The following is a 16,330-nucleotide window of genomic DNA, read 5'->3' as shown; positions in this document are numbered from 1 at the left end:
ACATAGCGACGCCGCCCCCCCGGGGTTAGTGTGCGGATGTGCGGGGCGATACCAGCGCTCGCCCCCGGTCCCTGCGCCCCCGCCCGAAGCCGGAACGGGTGCTACTGCTGGGGCGGGTTGCCGGTGGTCTCCGAGAAGCCGGAAATGAGCACCTCCTGGACCACGTTCTCCTCCAGGGCCCGGTTGGCCACATCCCGCAGGCGGGCCTTGATCTCGGCCATGTTGAAGTGGCCGACCAGCTCCAGCTGCTGGGGCAGCAGGACCATCAGCTCCTCGAGGAAAACCGCAGAGAGGATATGACCCCGGCGAAGGAAAATGTTGCTCTTGGCCGGATCCACCAGGATGCGCGCGCTGATGTTGGCGCTGCGCACCAGCCGTCCGTCCACGATCACCGGGACCGTCAGGGTGCGCACCGACAGCAAGAACGGCGGCGGGCCCAGACGCTCGCGGGGCGTCGGCGGCGGTGCGGGGGCCTCGGCCTCGACCGCTTTGGAGTCGGACAGGCCCAGACTGCCGCGCAGGCCAAAGGTGTCGGGAATGAACCCCAGAGCGATGCCGCCCACAAAGATGCCCAGCAGCAGAACCACCACGCTCAGAATAACGACAAGAATCTTCACCCTGCATTCTCCACGGCATCCCCGGGGGAGCAGCCGCCGGACCCGTCGTCACCGGAGCCTCCGGCCAGGTGAACCCAGCCGCCCCGGCGCGGACGAAATGGCGCGCCCCCCACGTCTCGAAGACTGACCTGCCCTTCCCCCGGCCCCGTCACCCGACCAATCCGGGTCACCGGGGTGCCGCTGGCCTGTCCGGCCGCCAGCACCCGGTCGCGCACCGTTTCCGGGGCACAGAACAGGAGCTCGTAGTCGTCACCGCCGGTGACTGCGGTCTCCAGAAACCGCGCATCCGACTGGCAAAGGATACGGGCAGCCGGGGACAGCGGCAAGGCACTCCTGTCGATCTCGACGCAAACGCCCGACGCGCGGGCCATGTGCGCAGCGTCATTGAAGAGCCCGTCGGACACATCCATGGCCGCCGAGGCCAGACCCCGAAGGGCACGCCCCAGGGACACCCGGGGCCGCGGGCAGCGGTAGCGCTCCGAAAGCCACTGGTGGTGTTCAGGTGCCAGCCCCGCAAGCGCGGGATCGTCGCGGCAGGCGAGAAGCCCCAGAGCCCCGTCCCCCAGGGTGCCGGACAGCCAGACGTCGTCGCCGGGCGCCGCGCCCGAGCGCCGCAGGGCCATGCCCTCGGGAACGTAGCCCAGGATGGTGACGGAAAACCCGAAGGGACCGGGGGTGGAGACCGTGTCGCCGCCGTACAGGGACAGGCCGAAGGTCTCCATGTCCGCCTTCAGGCCCGCATGGAACGCCTCCATCCAGCCGTCATCCAGCCGGTCCGAGAGAAGCGCCGCCAGAAGGAAGCCGGCCGGGTCCGCGCCCATGGCCGCCATGTCCGACAGGTTCACCCGCAGGGCCTTGCGCGCCACGTCGCCGGGAGGGTCGGTCTCGAGAAAATGGACCCCCGCCAGGACCGTATCCACGCTGACGACCTGCTCCTGCCCGCAGCGGGCGGGGATCAGGGCCGCGTCATCCGCAAGGGACAGGGCCTCGGGCGCTCCCTCGGCCAGGGGGCGAAACAGGGAGCCGATCAGCTCGAATTCCGGACGCAGCGCCATTCCCCGCAGTCCCCGCGGCTCAGCTTCCGAACCCGTCCGTGCCGGCTGCGCCGGACCGCAGGGTGCGCCCCAGACGGTCCAGGACCGCGTTCACAAGTCCACGCTCGGGGCCGGAGTAGAACGAGGCGGCCAGGTCCACGTATTCCTTGATGATCACCGGAACCGGCGTGGACGGGCGCTCGAGAAGCTCGTAGATGGAGACCCGGAGCACCGCGCGCAGAAGGGGCTCCAGCCGCTCCCAGGGCCAGTCGGACGACAGGGAGGCCCGCAGAACCTCGTCGATCCGGGCCCGCTCGTGCACGGTGCCGCGGGCCAGAAGACCGAACAGCTCGCCGTCGGGGGGGGCGAGATCCTCCCGCTCCTCGGTGGGCTCGCGCACCCCCAGAGGATCGGGAACATCAATCATGGCCAGAGAGCCGAGAGACCCGTCCATGAACGCCCGAACCAGGGTCTCGATACGGATGCTGGCCTGGTGGGGGCGCTCCTCCCCGGCGGGGGCGTCCACGTCGAAGGCATACAGGGCCTGGACGGCGGCCAGGCGGGCACTGGAACTCCGGATGCGACGGATTTCACTGCGGGTACGGTCACGGGATCCGGTCCCGGAATCTTCGGTCATGGTGATGACTATCCTTGTTGTCGGGCCCGGCCGTGCCGTCCCTGGTGTTCGGACCGTACACACAGTCCGCATGCATGTCGGCCCCGCCCCGGCGCCGCAGGGAGCGGGCGCAGGGCCCCGGACGGACCCGGGAGCGGACCTGTTTTCGGATCCCGGCGCGGCACCCTCAGGGGCACCATCGGACGCCGGGACCGGCGGGCGGAGCCCCTGCCCCGTGTTCCGGAACAGGCCGAGCCGCCAAACCCGAACCGCCGGGACAAGCCCCGGCGGCCATACTCGTGGTCCCGGGCGCGTCCGCCGGACCGCGGATCCGCCCGACAGGGCGAAACGCCGGATCCGGCACCGCCCCGGACGTGGGGAGGCCGTTGACGTGTGGCACCCTGTGCCTGGTGGCGTCCCGGTCGTGGGGCGCCCTGTACCTGGTGCCGACCTGAACCCGGCGACGCCCGGCCCGCCCTCAGACCTTCTGGGCGGTCTGGTTCGGGGGCAGAGCCCTCTTGAGGTCGATCAGGCGCAGGCAGGCTTCCGCCGCCCGTCCGCCGTAGTTGCGCTGGGCCGGGTCCGCCCGCTCCAGGGCCAGATCCAGGTTCGGGCAGGTCAGGATGCCGTTGCCGATGGCCAGCGAGTGGGCCAGGGTCAGCTTGCCCAGAGCATCGAAGCACACCCGCGAGACATGCTCGTAGTGATCGGTCTTGCCCTTGATGGCGCAGCCCAGGACCACGAAACCGTCACAGCCGTCATAGGTGATGCCGATGAACTGGCTGCGGGAGACATATTGCACCACCGCCGGGATTTCCAGAATCCCGGGAACGCTCAGGCGCTCGTACACCACGCCGGCCCGCTCCAGCGCCTCGATGGCGCCCTTGACGAGAAGGTCGGAGATATCATCGTAGAACCGCGCCTCGATAATGAAGACGCGGGTCGGCTTTTTCTTGGCCAACGCGGACATGCGAGCCCCCTTTTTTCATTTCTTTTCTGGACCGGCCCCGCCCCGCCCCCGAAGGCCGGGAGGGTCGGCGCACCCGACTCTCCCCGGCCCGGAGCGAACCGGAACGCCGGGCGTTTTTCCGGCCCCGGCAGCACGCCGGGAATCCCCTCACAGTGCCGCTAAAGCGGTCTGTGTTCAACAATCTTCAGGCCATACCCCGCAAGCCCGACAATCGTCTTGGGCGTGTTGGACAGCAGGACCATGTCGCGCACCCCCAGATCCAGGAGAATCTGGGCGCCCACGCCGTAGTCCAGCAGCGGACCCGACGACGCGTCGCGGTCGACGGAGTTCTGGATCCGGTTCAGGAGCATGCGCGGTGCGTTGTTGCGAATCACCACGATCACGCCCCGGCCCTCCGCGGCGATACGTTCCATCGCCGAGTGGAGCTGGCTGCTGTGGTCTTCGCCGCAGCGCCCCAGAAGATCGTCAAACACGTCGAAGGCGTGCATGCGCACCAGAACCGGATCGGACCCGGCCAGGTCGCCCTTCACAAGGGCGATGTGCTCGATCCCCGAAACCCGGGAGGTGTACAGGATCAGACGCCAGTCCCCGCCGTACCGGGAATGGAACTCCTGCTCCAGCTCCCGCTCCACCAGACGCTCGGTCCGGCGGCGGTAGGCGATCAGGTCGGCGATGGTGCCCAGCTTCAGGCCGTGCTCCTGCGCAAACCGCACAAGATCGGGCATGCGGGACATGGTCCCGTCCTCGTTGATGATCTCGCAGATCACGCCGGCGGGCAGAAGCCCCGCCAGCCGGGAGACATCCACGGCGGCCTCGGTGTGGCCCGCACGCACCAGAACGCCGCCCTCACGCGCCACGATGGGAAACACGTGACCGGGGGAGACGATGTCCTCGGACCCCGCGTCCGGGTCAATGGCGACCGCGATGGTCCGGGCCCGGTCCTCGGCGGAGATGCCGGTGCTGACCCCGTCGCGCGCCTCGATGGACACGGTGAAGGCCGTGGAGTGGCGGGACTTGTTCTTGCGCGCCATCAGGGGCAGGCCCAGATGCTCCACCCGCTCGGCGGTCATGGCCAGGCACACAAGGCCCCGCGCATGCCGGATCATGAAGTTGATGGCATTGCGGTCGGCCATCTGGGCCGGGATGACCAGGTCACCCTCGTTCTCCCGGTCCTCGTCGTCCACCAGGATGAACATGCGCCCGTTGCGGGCGTCCTCGATGATCTCCTCGGGACTGGCAATGTAGTCACGAAACGAGACATGGGACGGATTGGAGTTCACCTCGGCGCTCACGACTGGGCCCCGTTCTCGCACGAGAGAAGACGGGCCACGTAGCGGGCGAGCATGTCGATCTCCATGTTGACCCGGTCCCCGGCCTTCAGGGAGCCGAACGTGGTCACCGAAAGCGTGTGGGGAATGATATTCACGCCGAACAGGGCGCCGTCCACCTCGTTCACCGTCAGGGACACGCCGTCCAGGGCCACCGAGCCCTTGGGCGCGACGTACTGTTTCAGGTCGTCGGGAACCCGGAAGGTGAAGCGCACGCTCTCGCCGTCGGGGCGCAGGTCGACAACCTCGGCGACCCCGTCCACGTGACCGGAGACGATATGGCCACCCAGCTCGTCGCCAAGGCACAGGGCCCGCTCGAAGTTCACGGGGGTTCCCTCGGTCCAGCCACCGAGCGTGGTCTTGGACAGGGTTTCCGCGGACGCCTGGACGCTGAACCCGTCCGCGTCGGTGTCAACCACCGTCAGACAGCAGCCGTTGCAGGCAATGGACGCACCGAGGGGGATGGTCGAGGTGTCATAGGCCGTCGAGAAGGTGAAGCGGGTCTCACCGCTTCGATCGACCGCGCGCACCCGCCCGAGGTCGGTGATAATACCGGTAAACATGGACAAACTTACTCCCAGAGAGGCGGCTGTCGCCTGGAAACCCGGGCGCCAGCATAATGCTCCACACGGTCTGTGCCAACCGGGTGCGTGCGCACGAGTTCGAAAAAAGGTCGCCCGGCCAGTGAGGCCAGGGCAAGGGGCGCCACGCAGGACAGGCCGTCGCCCCCCACAAGGCTGGGGGAACGGAACCACACAATGCGGTCCACCACCCCGGCCTCGAGGAACGCGGCATGGAGCCGGGGGCCGCCCTCCACCAGAAGGCGGGTGATACCGCTGCGGGCCAGGTCCGCCAGAACGGCGCGAACGCAAGGCCGGCCGCTGTCGCCGTCGGGTTCGGTTGGCACCACACGCACGCCCAGGGCCTCGAGGGGCCCGGCCCCGACCCCGGGGGCCGAATACAGCCAGACCGGCGTGTCCCGGGCCGTGCGGGCCAGAACCGAGTCGGCCGGAAGCCGGGCCCGGCTGTCGAGGATCACCCGCACGGGCGAGCGGTCCTCCAGACCGGGAAGGCGGCACGTCAGGGCCGGATCATCGGCCAGAACGGTTCCCGAGCCCACCGCAATGGCGTCGTGGTCCGCGCGCAGCATCTGCCCGGCTGCCCGGGCCTGCGGCCCTGTGATCCACTTGCTGACACCGGAGGAAAGGGCCACGCGGCCATCCAGGGTCGAGGCAATCTTGAGGGTCACCAGGGGGCGCCCCTGGGTACGGTTCAGCACAAATCCCAGATTGAGGTCGCGGGCCTCGTCCTCGAAGAGCCCCACATCCACCCGGATCCCGGCCTCGCGCAGGCGCTGCACACCGCGACCGTTGACCCGCGTGTCCGGATCCTCCATGGCCACCACAACCCGGGACACGCCCGCCGCAATCAGCGCGTCGGCGCACGGAGGCTCCTTGCCGTGATGGGAACAGGGCTCCAGCGTCACATAGGCCACCGCGCCTTGGGCCGCGTCCCCGGCCCGCTCCAGCGCGATGCGCTCGGCGTGGGGACGGCCTCCCGGCGCGGTCCAGCCCCGGGACAGAACCCGCCCGTCCGCGGACACAAGAACACAGCCCACAGCCGGATTGGGCCACACGCGCCCCAGCCCCCGCGCGGCAAGGGCAAGGGCAGCGCGCATGTGCTGCCGGTCTGCGGACGAGAAAGTCTCTGTACTGAAAACCATCAGGGTGCCTTCGGGCTCCTGCGGACCCGGATCCGCAGGGGCCACGCTGTCCTCAGGGGTCCGGCGCTTGCAAAGTGCCAACAAACTCCTGGAAGTCCTTGGGATCATTGAAATCCCGGTAGACCGAGGCAAAGCGCACATAGGCCACCTTGTCCAGAAGGGCCAGTTCCTCCATGGCCATCTGGCCAATCAGGCGGGACGGCACCTCGGCCTCGTTGAGGGCCTCGAGCTCGCGCTGGATCTTGGAGACCACCATCTCGACCTGCCCGGTCTCGATGGGCCGCTTGCGGCAGGCCAGCATGAGCGCCTGGGCCAGCTTGTCACGATCAAACACGGCCCGCTCTCCGTTGCGCTTGATCACATACAGATCGCGGAGATAGACACGCTCAAACGTGGTGAAACGGGAATTGCACTTGGGGCAATAGCGACGCCGGCGAATTGCCGTACTCTCCTCGGTGGGACGGGAGTCCTTCACCTGAGTATCTTCATTGGCGCAAAACGGACAGCGCATCGGCGCACCTCCGGGCTCGACGAAACCTCCTGACAGGTGATCCCCGCCCGAGCCACCGTGTATCCGAAAAATACTGAACCGGGAACCAAGACGAAAGATCAGTTCGGGTTTATCATACCTGAACGGCGCGTCAACAAAATAGAGTAAAGTTACAGGGGGAAGAGGCACAAAATGTGCGGACATCCCGGCTGGAACGCTCCCGCGGTGCATCAATCCGGATACCGCGGCCGGATACCGCGGCGGGGCCGGAATTTGCGAGCGCGAAGCATCCCGATCGGGCCCTGGCGAGACGCGGCGGAAGGACGGGACGCGGGAGCCCGGCCCCCCCCCGGGAAACGGGCCCCGGGAAACGCGTTCCTAGCGCACCACGCCGCCCTGGTGGGACGCCCGGCGGGCGTCTGCCCAGGCGTCGGACGCTGCAGCGTCCTCGGCCGCCCCCTCGGGGGGAGGATCCGCCGGAGGCTCGCGCCGGGGACTGGTCTCGGGCAAAAAGAGGGTCGTTGTCGCGCCCCCCACCAGCCGGTGGGCAATGGCCACCACCAAAATGGCCCCCAGAACCAGAAGATAGCCCCAGATGCCCATCATCTCCTCGAGATGGACGTCCCCCGCCGCCGTTTGCACCGGCATTACGATGAGCTGGCGCAGGAGGGTGATCATGGCCACCTCCAGAAACACCCGGACCTGGAACTGGCCGGTGCGCACGTACTCCACCTCGGCGGAGATCAGGGCCGAGAGGGTCCAGACAATGAACAGAACCCCAAGGGCGTGCAGGAAGCTGCGCACCAGGTTCAGTTCCTGGAAGCCGGTCTCGGTGATCCGGCCGAAGGCCACGTACATCTCGGCGAAGAACTGGACGAGCACCACAACGCTCGCCACCACCAGAGCAACCGAGATCACGATATGAAGGAGACCGTTGAAGAGCCAGAGCCCGCGCACGAGCACGAACTCCAGAAGGGTTTCCCTCAGGGACAGGATGGGATTGCGGGAAAAATCCGTCAGCATCGCGGGGGTATCCGGCTAAAGACTGGGGAACGGAGATCCGTCAGGGCTGTCCGCCCGGAGGGACCGAATGCAAGGCATCGGCGGCATTGACCGGGACGCAGGACGCCTCTCCCGAGGCCTGCGACGGGCAGCCAACCCGTTTTCGCACCACGTCCTCGAGGGTGAGCCGGTCCAGGAACAGGAAAATATGGCTGGCGAGGGCATCCCAGAGATCATGGGTCAGGCACCGGGAGCCGTCATGCTGGCAGCCCTCTCCGGGGGCCAGGCCCTCCTGGGCGCAGCGGCAGGTCTCGATGGGCTCGTCCACGGCAAGAATGATTTCGGCGATCCGGATCTCCGAGGCCTCCCGGGACAGGACATAGCCGCCCCCGGGACCGCGCACCGAGTTCACAAGCCCCTGGCGGCGCAGGCGGCCGAACAGCTGCTCCAGATAGGACAGGGAAATGTCCTGCCGACGGGCAATCTCCACAAGCGCCGTCGGCGTCTCCGTGCTGCAGGCGGCAAGGTCCGTCATGGCCATGACCGCATAGCGTCCCCGCGTGGTCAGTCTCATTGCGCCGCCCTCATTGTCCGTATCCTCACTGTGTCGTGCCGGAGCGCCGCTCGCCCCGACCTGTCCTGGCACCGCCCGCCGGCGCAGACGGTGCTGCAGCCGCGACCGGAGCCGCCACCGGAGACGGCATCCGCTCCAGTGTCTCGATTCGTTCCCGAAGACGCTCCAGTTCCTTGTGAAGCTCCCCGATATGGACCTCCACCGGATCGCTCACGTTTTCCGGCGTGCCGTAGGGGGAGAACCCCTCCTCCGCCCGGAGCCGGACCTCACCCGCCTCCTGGGCCGGGATGCCCACCATGGTGGCGCCCGGGCGAACCGGCTTCAGAACAACCGCGTTGGCGCCGATCCGGGCGCCCTTGCCGATCACATGGGGCCCCAGAACCTGGGCGCCCGCACCGATCACCACCCCGTCCTCGACGGTGGGGTGGCGCTTGCCCCGCTCAAGCGAGGTGCCCCCCAGGGTCACGTCGTGATAGAGGGTCACGTCATCGCCCACCTCGGCGGTCTCGCCGATCACAACGCCGGTGGCGTGGTCGATAAAGAGGCGCCGGCCGATTTTTGCCGCCGGGTGGATCTCGACGCCCGTGAACATCTTCCCCAGGTGGGCGATGAAACGGGCCAGGGTGTACCAGCCGTGTGTCCACAGCGGATGGGCGATTCGGTAAAACAGAAGGGCGTGGAAGCCCGGGTAACACAGAAAAACCTCAAGTTTCGAGCGTGCCGCGGGATCGCGGGCCATTATTGTGTCAAGGTCTTCTCTCAGTTGCTTGAAAAACATGGGGTCTTCCGTACCAGTAACTCAGCCTGCCGGACAGGGAAAGCGGTCCGGGGCGTATCAGATCAGGGGTGTAACACGGCGCCGGTGACCGGCCCTGTCGGGTCGGGAGCGCGCACAAACGGCATTTTCACGTGGATGTCTTCGAGCGTTTTTCCCTCCGGAAGGGACTGCCGGGTCATGGAAAACCCTAACATCACCGACGAAAACGATCAACAATAGCAACCGGATCCGGGCCGTGCCGGAGTTCGGACCGCGGCGCCCCGCAGGCCCGAAGACCCGCCAGCGCCGATGAGGGGGGACAGGAGCGCGGCCCCCACGCGCAAGCGCAGGTGCAGTCCTGCCGGACCCGCCCGCCCGACGAGACCGCCTGCCGAGACCGCCTGCCGAGACCGCCTGACGACAGGGCGGGCCCGGGAGTTCGTCACCGGCCAGGGCTCCGCCGGGCAAGGGCTCCGGCGCCAGCCGTTCTCAACTCCGCTGTCTACACCCTTTTGCCGGATGTTGCGACTCATGGTTTTCCCGAAGCCCACCGCCCCGTGGCCACTGCCCCATGGCCACTGCTGAGGGACACACAGGAGATCCGGAGGCCGGGCGGGCCAAAGCCCGGGGAACGGGCGGGCCAAAGCCCGGGGAAACTGAAAAGCAGGCGGACTGAAAAGCGGGCACGACGGATTTCGGGGAGCCGGCCGCGCAGACCCGGAGCAGGCCCAGGAGACCCGACCCGGCCGCGCAGACCCGCAGCCCCGGCGCACCGGCCACCTCACGGGCACCCGGACCGCCCGCACGTGGCACCGGGCCCAACGGCAGCCACAGCGGCATACCCCTGTCGTGCACAGCCGCAGATCCCGCCCGCCCCGGTCGCATACACCGTCCGCCATCCTGTCCGGACCCGTGATCCCAATCGGGGACCACGCCCGTGTGTCCTCATGTGGAGACCCGAGGAGCCAAAAAACAGCCCCAGGATCCGGTTTTCACACCGTAAACACCTCGACGCGGCGGAAAACTCTCCCCAGATGAGCACGGCGAGGCGGAAAACAGCCCCGTTCGAGGCGCCGGAGCGGGGGCGATTCGCGACAAAAGCACGGCAGGATCGACCGGATCGGGCAGGAAAACCTCCAGTTTCGGGCCCGTCGAACGGTCACGGGACCGGGTTTGTCAAGCTCTTCTCTCAGTTTCTTGAAAAACATGGTGACTTCCGTGCTAATATCCCTCGCCCGCCGGACGGCCGAACGGGTCCGAAGCAGAGGAGAGCTCCGGAGCATGGCGGTTACGAGGCTTTTCCCTGCACGTCCCGGTGCCCGTATGAACCGGTTTTTTCTGCGGGCACACCCGGGCTGCCCCGAATCCGTCGGGAGCACGCGCCCCGGGTAAACACCGGCCACGCCCACGCAGCCGACCGACGCCAGCGGCCACAACCGTTCGTACCGTTGCTTCGCAACCCGCGCCTCCGGCGCACACATGGATGGAACACCGACCACGATGCCTGAAATTATCTTTAACGGTGCCGAAGGCCGTCTTGAAGGCCGCTACAAGCACTCCTCCGCGTCCGACGCTCCCATCGCCCTGATCCTGTCGCCGCACCCCCAGAAGGGCGGCACCATGAACAACAAGGTCGTCTACACCCTGTTCCATACCTTTGCCAGCCACGGTTTTTCCGTGATGCGCTTCAATTTCCGCGGTGTGGGGCGCTCCCAGGGAACCTTTGACAACGGCCCCGGCGAGCTGTCCGACGCGGCCTCCGCCCTCGACTGGATGCAAAGCTACAACGCCAACGCCCGGTCCTGCTGGGTGGCGGGCTTCTCCTTCGGGTCCTGGATTGCCATGCAGCTTCTGATGCGACGCCCCGAGATCAACGGGTTCGTGTCCGTTGCCCCGCCTGCGGGGGTGCACGACTTCAGCTTCCTTGCGCCCTGCCCGTCCTCGGGGCTGATCGTCCACGGATCCCGAGACGGCATGGTGGCCGAGGCCAACGTGGCCCGGCTGGCCGGCAAGCTGTCCCAGCAGAAGAACATCAAGATTGACTACCGGGTCGTGGCGGGCGCGGGGCACACGTTCTCGGAACACCTGCCGGTCCTGCAGGACACGGTGGGGGCCTATCTGCGCGAGAGCCTGACACCCTGAGCCGGATCCGGGGCCTCTCCTGAGGGCATCGGCCACGCCCCCGGGACGCACCCGGCCCGGTCGGAAAACGGGTAGCCCCATCGGGCCCGCGCGCTGTCACCCGACGCCATGACCGCGCCGCCACCCGGCGCTGACACCTTGCGCTCCAGGCCGACGCAGGCCCTTGCGCCGTAACCCGGCTCTGGCGCCGTGCGCTGCAAGCCAGTCCCGGCCCCGCCCCCGCACATGCACCGGGCCTCGCGGACCGCCGCACCCGGCCGGGGTTCTATACCCCGCACGCCCGCGGCGCTCACGCCCCCGGCTGGAGACCGGCCGTCGGAAGGGTGTGGATGTGCACCCGGGCCCCGCAGACCTCCTGCGCCAGATCCACCACATGGCGGTGGTGGGTCAGGTAGATCGCCTGGCCGGTCCGCCCGATCCGCTCCATGAGCTGGCAGGCCGCCCGGGTCCGCCCCTCGTCGAAGGTCTCGAAAATGTCGTCACAGAAAAACGGCAGGACCGTTCCGGCCGCGGCCATCTGCTCGTAGGCCGCCGCGCGCAGGGCCAGGTAAAGCTGGAAGCGCGTGCCCTTGGAGAGGTCCTCGGCCCGCTTGGCGGTTCCCGCCGCGTCCAGAGCCATCAGGATTTCGGCCCCGCCATCGGGCACGGTCTCGAGCCGGGAGTAGGCCCCGTTGGTCAGCTCGACGAACGCGCGTTCCGTGGCCTCCAGCATCCCGCTGCGATGGCGGTCCCGGTAGCGGCGGATCGCCTCGTGTGCAAGGCGAAGGCCGATCTGCCATTCCAGATAGTCGAAGGCAATGTCCCCGAGCTCCAGCTCGAGGGTCTTGCACCGCTCCACAAGCAGGGCCACATCGGCCTCGCCGGTGACCGCTTTCAGGGCGGTCTCTGCGGCCACCCGGGCCTCCACCGCGGCAGTGTGGCGCCGGTCCGCATCGTCCAGAGCCGCGGCGCTGTCCAGAAGCCGGGTCTCCAGATCGCTCATGCGGGCATCCGCCAAAGACGCCCGGGCGTCGGCCAGATCGGTGCACCCCAGGCCAAGGCAAACCTCCCGCTCCAGCTCCGCCTTCTGCTGGCGCATGCCGATGGCCCGGTGGGTTGCGGACACCGCGGCGCGCACGTCCTCAAGGGTGGCCGCGGGAATGGCGGGCGGGAACAGGGCGCCCAGATGGGCCACCCGCGCGGCCAGCCGCTCGCGGCGCCGGGTGATGTCGTCCCCGTTTTCCCGAAGCTCTGCCAGGGATTGCTCCAGGGCGGCGGCCTTCTGTTCGGCGGCGGCGCTCTCGCGGGCGCGATCCTCCAGCGCGGCGTAAATCTCCTGCGCCGTTCCCGTGTCGGCCACCGCGTAGCGCCCGGCAAGAGCCCGGACCTCCTGCCCGAACGCCTCCCGGTCCCGGGCCATGGCCTCGATCCGCTGAACCGTCTCGCGCAGAAGGCCATCGCATTCGCGCAGATCCCGAAGCGGGTCCAGGGACCGGAGCAAAGCCTCCGCCCCCAGGGTGGAGCCGAACAGCCCGTCGACCAGGGACGTCCAGCGCGCAACTGCCTCCTCCTCCCGAAGACGGGCGGCGGACAGGCGGTTCTCCTGGGCCTCGCGAGCCTCCAGATTGTCCCGCAGGCGCACCTGCTCCTGCTCCACATCCCGAAGACGGGTCGTGTGGCGGGTCGCAATCGTGCCTGCCCGGTGAAGCACATCGGGAAGCGCCGCGGTCTCCGCGGGCCCCGTGTCATCGGCGCCCAGCTCGGCCATCAGGGCCCGGGCCCGGGCAAAAACCGGCGCGTGCTGCTCCTGCACCTGGTCCAGGGTGCGGGCCGCCTCCCGCGCCGCGTCCAGAGCCCGGAACCAGACCACCGCCCCATCCGGCGCAAGCCCCCCGGCGCTCCGTGAGCCAGCCCCCGGATCAAGCCCGCCGTCAGTTCCCGCATCAAGTCCCGCCTCAAGCCCCGCATCCGCAAGAAGCCCCGCAAGGCGGGTATACAGTCGGGCCCGCTCCGTCCCGGCCTGCTCCAGCGAGCGGTCCAGCCCCGCGGCCCGAACCTCCTTTTCCCGCAGATCCTGGCGGATCTCCCGCAGGCTTCCGGCTTCCGCCGCCCGGGCAAGCTGCTGGCCCTCCAGCCGGTCCAGGGCCTGCATGGCCTCGTGAAATGTCCCGGCCGTGTCCGCCGTCAGGGCCGCCCGGTGGGCCGCCCACAGGGCATCGCGGGTCGTGCGCGCCGCCAGGACCTCCTCATCCGAGACCACGCCGGCCGTGGTTTTCAGGGCCTCGGCCCGGGCCCGAAGGCTCTCGCACTCGGTGCGAAGGTCATTGCGGCGCTCCTGCAGGTCGGCGAGCTTCCGGTCCAGGCTCTGGATCGAGGACACCAGGTCGGCCACCTCGGCCTCGGTCACAGCCGTGTCGGGCACGGTGTCGAACACCTGCCGCCCCCGGGTCAGGGCGGCCAGAGCACTCCCCAGACGGGCCCGGGCCGAGGCCAGCTCCTTCTGGGCGACGGCGTGATCCCGTTCCAGGCCCTGGGTGTCGAACCGCTCCAGCACCGCTGCGATCTCGGGGCCGTCCCGGTCCCCGTCGTCCTGGAGCCGGGCGATCTTCCGCTGCAGGTCCGCCAGAAACCGGTCCTGGGCCTCGAGCTCACCGCACTCCCGTGCGATGTCCGAGCGGGAGGTCAGGACGGCCTCGCGCGCCTGCTCCAGCTCCGTCAGCCGGAGGGCGGGCACCACAAGGGTCTGCGGGTCGACGTCCTCCCCGATCCCCAGATCGCGGACGCACTGGCGCATGGCGGCGATCCGGTCCGCCCGCTCCTGCTCCCGGTGGGGCAGATCGGTCTGCGCCGCCTGAACGCGGCCGTGCACCCCCTGAAGCGCTGCCAGATCCTCGGCCAGGCCGGGAGCCCGGGGAACCGCCGCAACTGCAGCCTGCTCGTCCTCCAGTCGGGCCCGCTCCCGGGCCAGCTGGGCCGCGCGGTCATCCAGGGTCGCACGCTCCCCCAGAAGATCCAACAGCTCCTCCGGATCCACGTCCAGAGCCTCCGGGTAGAGCGCCAGGGGAGCCAGATCACGCTCCAAAGCGTCGATCCTCTCCAGAACCGGCAGGGCCCGAAGGCGCGCCTCGATGTGCACCTTTTCCTGATGGAGCGCCCGGCGGTCCGCCTCCGCCGACGCCTGCTCGGCCCGGGCCTCGTCCAAAGCCTGCCTGCGGGCCTTCCAGGCCTCGCCCGGGATGTCCGTCTCCTGGATACGAGTACGCAGGTCATCAAATTCCTTTTTGACCTCGGCAAACCGGGTCAGGCGCGCGCCCTTGCGGTAGAGGTCGTCCGCCTTCTTCCGGGCGTCCTCCAGCACCGTGGACAGGTCGCTGATCCCCGCCGCCGCGGAAAACAGCAGCCGCCCGATCTCGCCCTGGCTGTTGGTGATCTCCTGTCCGCCGGTCTCGATGGTGGCATCGTCCAGACACAGAAGCTTCCGGTAGTCGTCCCGGGACAGCCGTCCCAGAACGGCCCCCAGAACCGCCTCGGGGACCACGGCCCCGCGCTCGTCCAGAAGGGGCGAGCCTTTTCTGGGACTTCGTTCCAGAAATAAAGTCTGACCATTGATATCCAGAAGACCCGCCACCGACAGGTTGGGGCGCTGGTGGCGGAAGTCATAGGGCTCGTTCTTGGCAAGAAACCCGTAAAGAAGCCGGAGATACCCCTCCATCAGGGTGGTCTTGCCCGCCTCGTTGGGGCCGTAGACCACGTGGAAGTCCGGTGTGCCGGGGACGGCCTCGCCGAACTCCAGGTGTGTGTCGGTGAAGTGGCCGAAGCGCTTCAAGTCCAGGCGGCGCAGGCGCATCATGAGGACGCCCCCCGCATAAGGGCCAGAACCCGCTCGCGCCCCCGCCGCGCGAGATCGTCCGCGTGCTGCTCGAGCGCCCCCTCGTCCGGCAGGAGAGCCGCCCGGTGCTCCGCTGGCACGAGCAGCAAGACGGTGTCCACATCCGCCAGAATGTCCTGCCGGATGCCGGGCTCGGCAGCGATGGCCTCCATCAGGACCGCCAGCTCCGAGGTGGCGTCGCACGCCGTCTCGCCGGGCCCGGCAGCGTCGCCGGTTGTCACATCTGTATCGACCTTCTCGACCCACAGGCGACCGGTCTCCAGGGCCAGCTCTTTCACGGTCTCGGTCCAGACCTCCGCATCGCGCACAATCTGCCAGCCCAGGGGGCCGGTTCCCGCAAGGCGGACCCGGACAATCCCCCGGGGCGAGACAAGCGCCCGGTCGCAGCGCTGCAGCGCCTTCCGAACCGCAAGGCGCAGCGCGTCCGGATCGCCGATCCCCGTGACGTCAACGGAAACCCGGTGGAACTCCACCTCGGACGTGGGAATCTCGGACACGGAAATCCGGCCATCCCCGATGCTCAGGAGCGTGGCCGAGCGGGGGCCGGGCTCCTTGATGTCCCGGCCCTGGGGCGTCCCGGGCATGACCACCCAGGGGGACTCCCGGTGCACCTGCCGGCGGTGGACATGCCCCAGCGCCCAGTAGTCAAATCCCAGAGCCTCCAGCTCCGCCACCGAGCACGGCGCATAGGGATCGTGCCCCGGAGCCCCCGAAAGGGACGTGTGCAAAAGCGCGATGTTCACAGCACCCGGCACGGGCGCCGCGAACTTGGGCAGCAAACTGGCCGGGGCCTGGCGACCGCTGAAGCTGACGCCGTGGATCCAGACATCGGTCTGCCCCAGGCGCACCTTTCCGCCCTGGTCGTCGAATACGTGGACATTTCCCGGAAGCGGAATTTCCCCCGCCACCGGGTTTTCCGCGTCGTGGTTTCCCTTCACGTAGAACACCCCAATGCCCGCGCTGTTCAGGCGGTCGAGCTGGGCGTTCAGGAAGGCGGCGGTGCGGGCGCTTCTCTGGGCCCCGTCGAACAGGTCTCCGGCCACCAGAAGGCCCTGGACGCCAAGCTCGAGCGCGCTGTCCACAATGCGCACGAACGCCTGGCGCGTGGCCGCCCGGACCTGGTCTTGAAGCGCGCCGTCCCGCAGCGCCAGCGAGCGCAGCGGGGAATCCAGGTGAACGTCGGCGGTGTGGATCAGGCGGATCATTCAG

At 68.6% G+C, this 16,330-nt stretch carries 14 protein-coding genes; 1 reads left to right on the top strand and 13 read right to left on the bottom strand.

Annotation, left to right across the window (positions count from 1 at the left end; translation table 11 throughout):
- Nucleotides 1-101 precede the first annotated feature (101 nt).
- The 11 genes from IHV25_RS04030 to cysE all read right to left on the bottom strand — a co-directional run bounded on the left by IHV25_RS04030 (nucleotide 102) and on the right by cysE (nucleotide 9,132).
- On the bottom strand, nucleotides 102-617 hold the full coding sequence (locus IHV25_RS04030) for a hypothetical protein (RefSeq protein ID WP_192533822.1): 516 nt from the start codon (nucleotides 615-617) through the stop codon (nucleotides 102-104).
- Entirely contained in the window at nucleotides 614-1,672 is a 1,059-nt protein-coding gene (thiL, locus tag IHV25_RS04025) for a thiamine-phosphate kinase (RefSeq protein WP_192533821.1), read from the bottom strand. The genes IHV25_RS04030 and thiL overlap by 4 nt, the downstream gene beginning before the upstream one ends.
- Nucleotides 1,673-1,691: 19 nt before the next feature.
- On the bottom strand, nucleotides 1,692-2,288 hold the full coding sequence (gene nusB, locus IHV25_RS04020) for a transcription antitermination factor NusB (protein WP_192533820.1): 597 nt from the start codon (nucleotides 2,286-2,288) through the stop codon (nucleotides 1,692-1,694).
- Nucleotides 2,289-2,745: 457 nt separating this feature from the next.
- A complete protein-coding gene (locus IHV25_RS04015) occupies nucleotides 2,746-3,237 on the bottom strand; it encodes a 6,7-dimethyl-8-ribityllumazine synthase (RefSeq protein WP_192533819.1) in 492 nt (163 codons plus the stop codon).
- Nucleotides 3,238-3,395: 158 nt separating this feature from the next.
- Entirely contained in the window at nucleotides 3,396-4,529 is a 1,134-nt protein-coding gene (gene ribB, locus IHV25_RS04010) for a 3,4-dihydroxy-2-butanone-4-phosphate synthase (protein ID WP_338048583.1), read from the bottom strand.
- Nucleotides 4,526-5,128 carry a riboflavin synthase gene (locus IHV25_RS04005; protein WP_192533818.1) on the bottom strand — a complete coding sequence of 201 codons (603 nt, stop codon included), beginning with the start codon at nucleotides 5,126-5,128 and terminating at the stop codon, nucleotides 4,526-4,528. Before IHV25_RS04005 ends, ribB begins: the two co-directional genes overlap by 4 nt.
- An 8-nt stretch (nucleotides 5,129-5,136) precedes the next feature.
- Nucleotides 5,137-6,288 carry a bifunctional diaminohydroxyphosphoribosylaminopyrimidine deaminase/5-amino-6-(5-phosphoribosylamino)uracil reductase RibD gene (gene ribD, locus IHV25_RS04000; protein ID WP_242018779.1) on the bottom strand — a complete coding sequence of 384 codons (1,152 nt, stop codon included), beginning with the start codon at nucleotides 6,286-6,288 and terminating at the stop codon, nucleotides 5,137-5,139.
- Between the two features lie 52 nt (nucleotides 6,289-6,340).
- On the bottom strand, nucleotides 6,341-6,799 hold the full coding sequence (gene nrdR, locus IHV25_RS03995; protein ID WP_192533817.1) for a transcriptional regulator NrdR: 459 nt from the start codon (nucleotides 6,797-6,799) through the stop codon (nucleotides 6,341-6,343).
- Nucleotides 6,800-7,156: 357 nt separating this feature from the next.
- Nucleotides 7,157-7,801 (bottom strand): phosphate-starvation-inducible PsiE family protein, encoded by a 645-nt coding sequence (locus IHV25_RS03990; protein ID WP_192533816.1) that lies wholly within the window; start codon nucleotides 7,799-7,801, stop codon nucleotides 7,157-7,159.
- A 40-nt stretch (nucleotides 7,802-7,841) separates the two neighbouring features.
- Nucleotides 7,842-8,354, bottom strand: coding sequence for an Rrf2 family transcriptional regulator (locus IHV25_RS03985; RefSeq protein ID WP_192533815.1), 513 nt, complete (start codon nucleotides 8,352-8,354; stop codon nucleotides 7,842-7,844).
- A 25-nt stretch (nucleotides 8,355-8,379) separates the two neighbouring features.
- Nucleotides 8,380-9,132 carry a serine O-acetyltransferase gene (gene cysE / locus IHV25_RS03980; protein WP_192533814.1) on the bottom strand — a complete coding sequence of 251 codons (753 nt, stop codon included), beginning with the start codon at nucleotides 9,130-9,132 and terminating at the stop codon, nucleotides 8,380-8,382.
- 1,479 nt (nucleotides 9,133-10,611) lie between these two features.
- Here cysE and IHV25_RS03975 point away from each other — a divergent pair.
- Nucleotides 10,612-11,253 carry an alpha/beta hydrolase gene (locus IHV25_RS03975; protein WP_192533813.1) on the top strand — a complete coding sequence of 214 codons (642 nt, stop codon included), beginning with the start codon at nucleotides 10,612-10,614 and terminating at the stop codon, nucleotides 11,251-11,253.
- Between the two features lie 289 nt (nucleotides 11,254-11,542).
- Here IHV25_RS03975 and IHV25_RS03970 read toward each other — a convergent pair whose 3' ends face one another.
- A complete protein-coding gene (locus tag IHV25_RS03970) occupies nucleotides 11,543-15,082 on the bottom strand; it encodes an ATP-binding protein (protein ID WP_192533812.1) in 3,540 nt (1,179 codons plus the stop codon).
- Entirely contained in the window at nucleotides 15,079-16,326 is a 1,248-nt protein-coding gene (locus IHV25_RS03965) for a metallophosphoesterase family protein (protein WP_192533811.1), read from the bottom strand. Before IHV25_RS03965 ends, IHV25_RS03970 begins: the two co-directional genes overlap by 4 nt.
- Nucleotides 16,327-16,330 lie beyond the last annotated feature (4 nt).

The sequence above is a fragment of the Phaeovibrio sulfidiphilus genome (assembly GCF_014861485.1).
GTDB classification, from domain to species: domain Bacteria; phylum Pseudomonadota; class Alphaproteobacteria; order Rhodospirillales; family Rhodospirillaceae; genus Phaeovibrio; species Phaeovibrio sulfidiphilus.
The sequence above is the reverse complement of the archived record's forward strand: the minus strand, read 5'-3'. Positions and strand labels throughout refer to the sequence as shown.

Bases quoted from the DNA above. Each gene is read 5' to 3' on its own strand.
- nusB (WP_192533820.1), bottom strand. From the start codon at position 2,288: ATGACCGAAGATTCCGGGACCGGATCCCGTGACCGTACCCGCAGTGAA.
- IHV25_RS03970 (WP_192533812.1), bottom strand. From the start codon at position 15,082: ATGATGCGCCTGCGCCGCCTGGACTTGAAGCGCTTCGGCCACTTCACC.
- IHV25_RS04015 (WP_192533819.1), bottom strand. From the start codon at position 3,237: ATGTCCGCGTTGGCCAAGAAAAAGCCGACCCGCGTCTTCATTATCGAG.
- IHV25_RS03985 (WP_192533815.1), bottom strand. From the start codon at position 8,354: ATGAGACTGACCACGCGGGGACGCTATGCGGTCATGGCCATGACGGAC.
- IHV25_RS03990 (WP_192533816.1), bottom strand. From the start codon at position 7,801: ATGCTGACGGATTTTTCCCGCAATCCCATCCTGTCCCTGAGGGAAACC.
- nrdR (WP_192533817.1), bottom strand. From the start codon at position 6,799: ATGCGCTGTCCGTTTTGCGCCAATGAAGATACTCAGGTGAAGGACTCC.
- thiL (WP_192533821.1), bottom strand. From the start codon at position 1,672: ATGGCGCTGCGTCCGGAATTCGAGCTGATCGGCTCCCTGTTTCGCCCC.
- cysE (WP_192533814.1), bottom strand. From the start codon at position 9,132: ATGTTTTTCAAGCAACTGAGAGAAGACCTTGACACAATAATGGCCCGC.
- IHV25_RS04005 (WP_192533818.1), bottom strand. From the start codon at position 5,128: ATGTTTACCGGTATTATCACCGACCTCGGGCGGGTGCGCGCGGTCGAT.
- IHV25_RS03965 (WP_192533811.1), bottom strand. From the start codon at position 16,326: ATGATCCGCCTGATCCACACCGCCGACGTTCACCTGGATTCCCCGCTG.
- IHV25_RS03975 (WP_192533813.1), top strand. From the start codon at position 10,612: ATGCCTGAAATTATCTTTAACGGTGCCGAAGGCCGTCTTGAAGGCCGC.
- ribD (WP_242018779.1), bottom strand. From the start codon at position 6,288: ATGGTTTTCAGTACAGAGACTTTCTCGTCCGCAGACCGGCAGCACATG.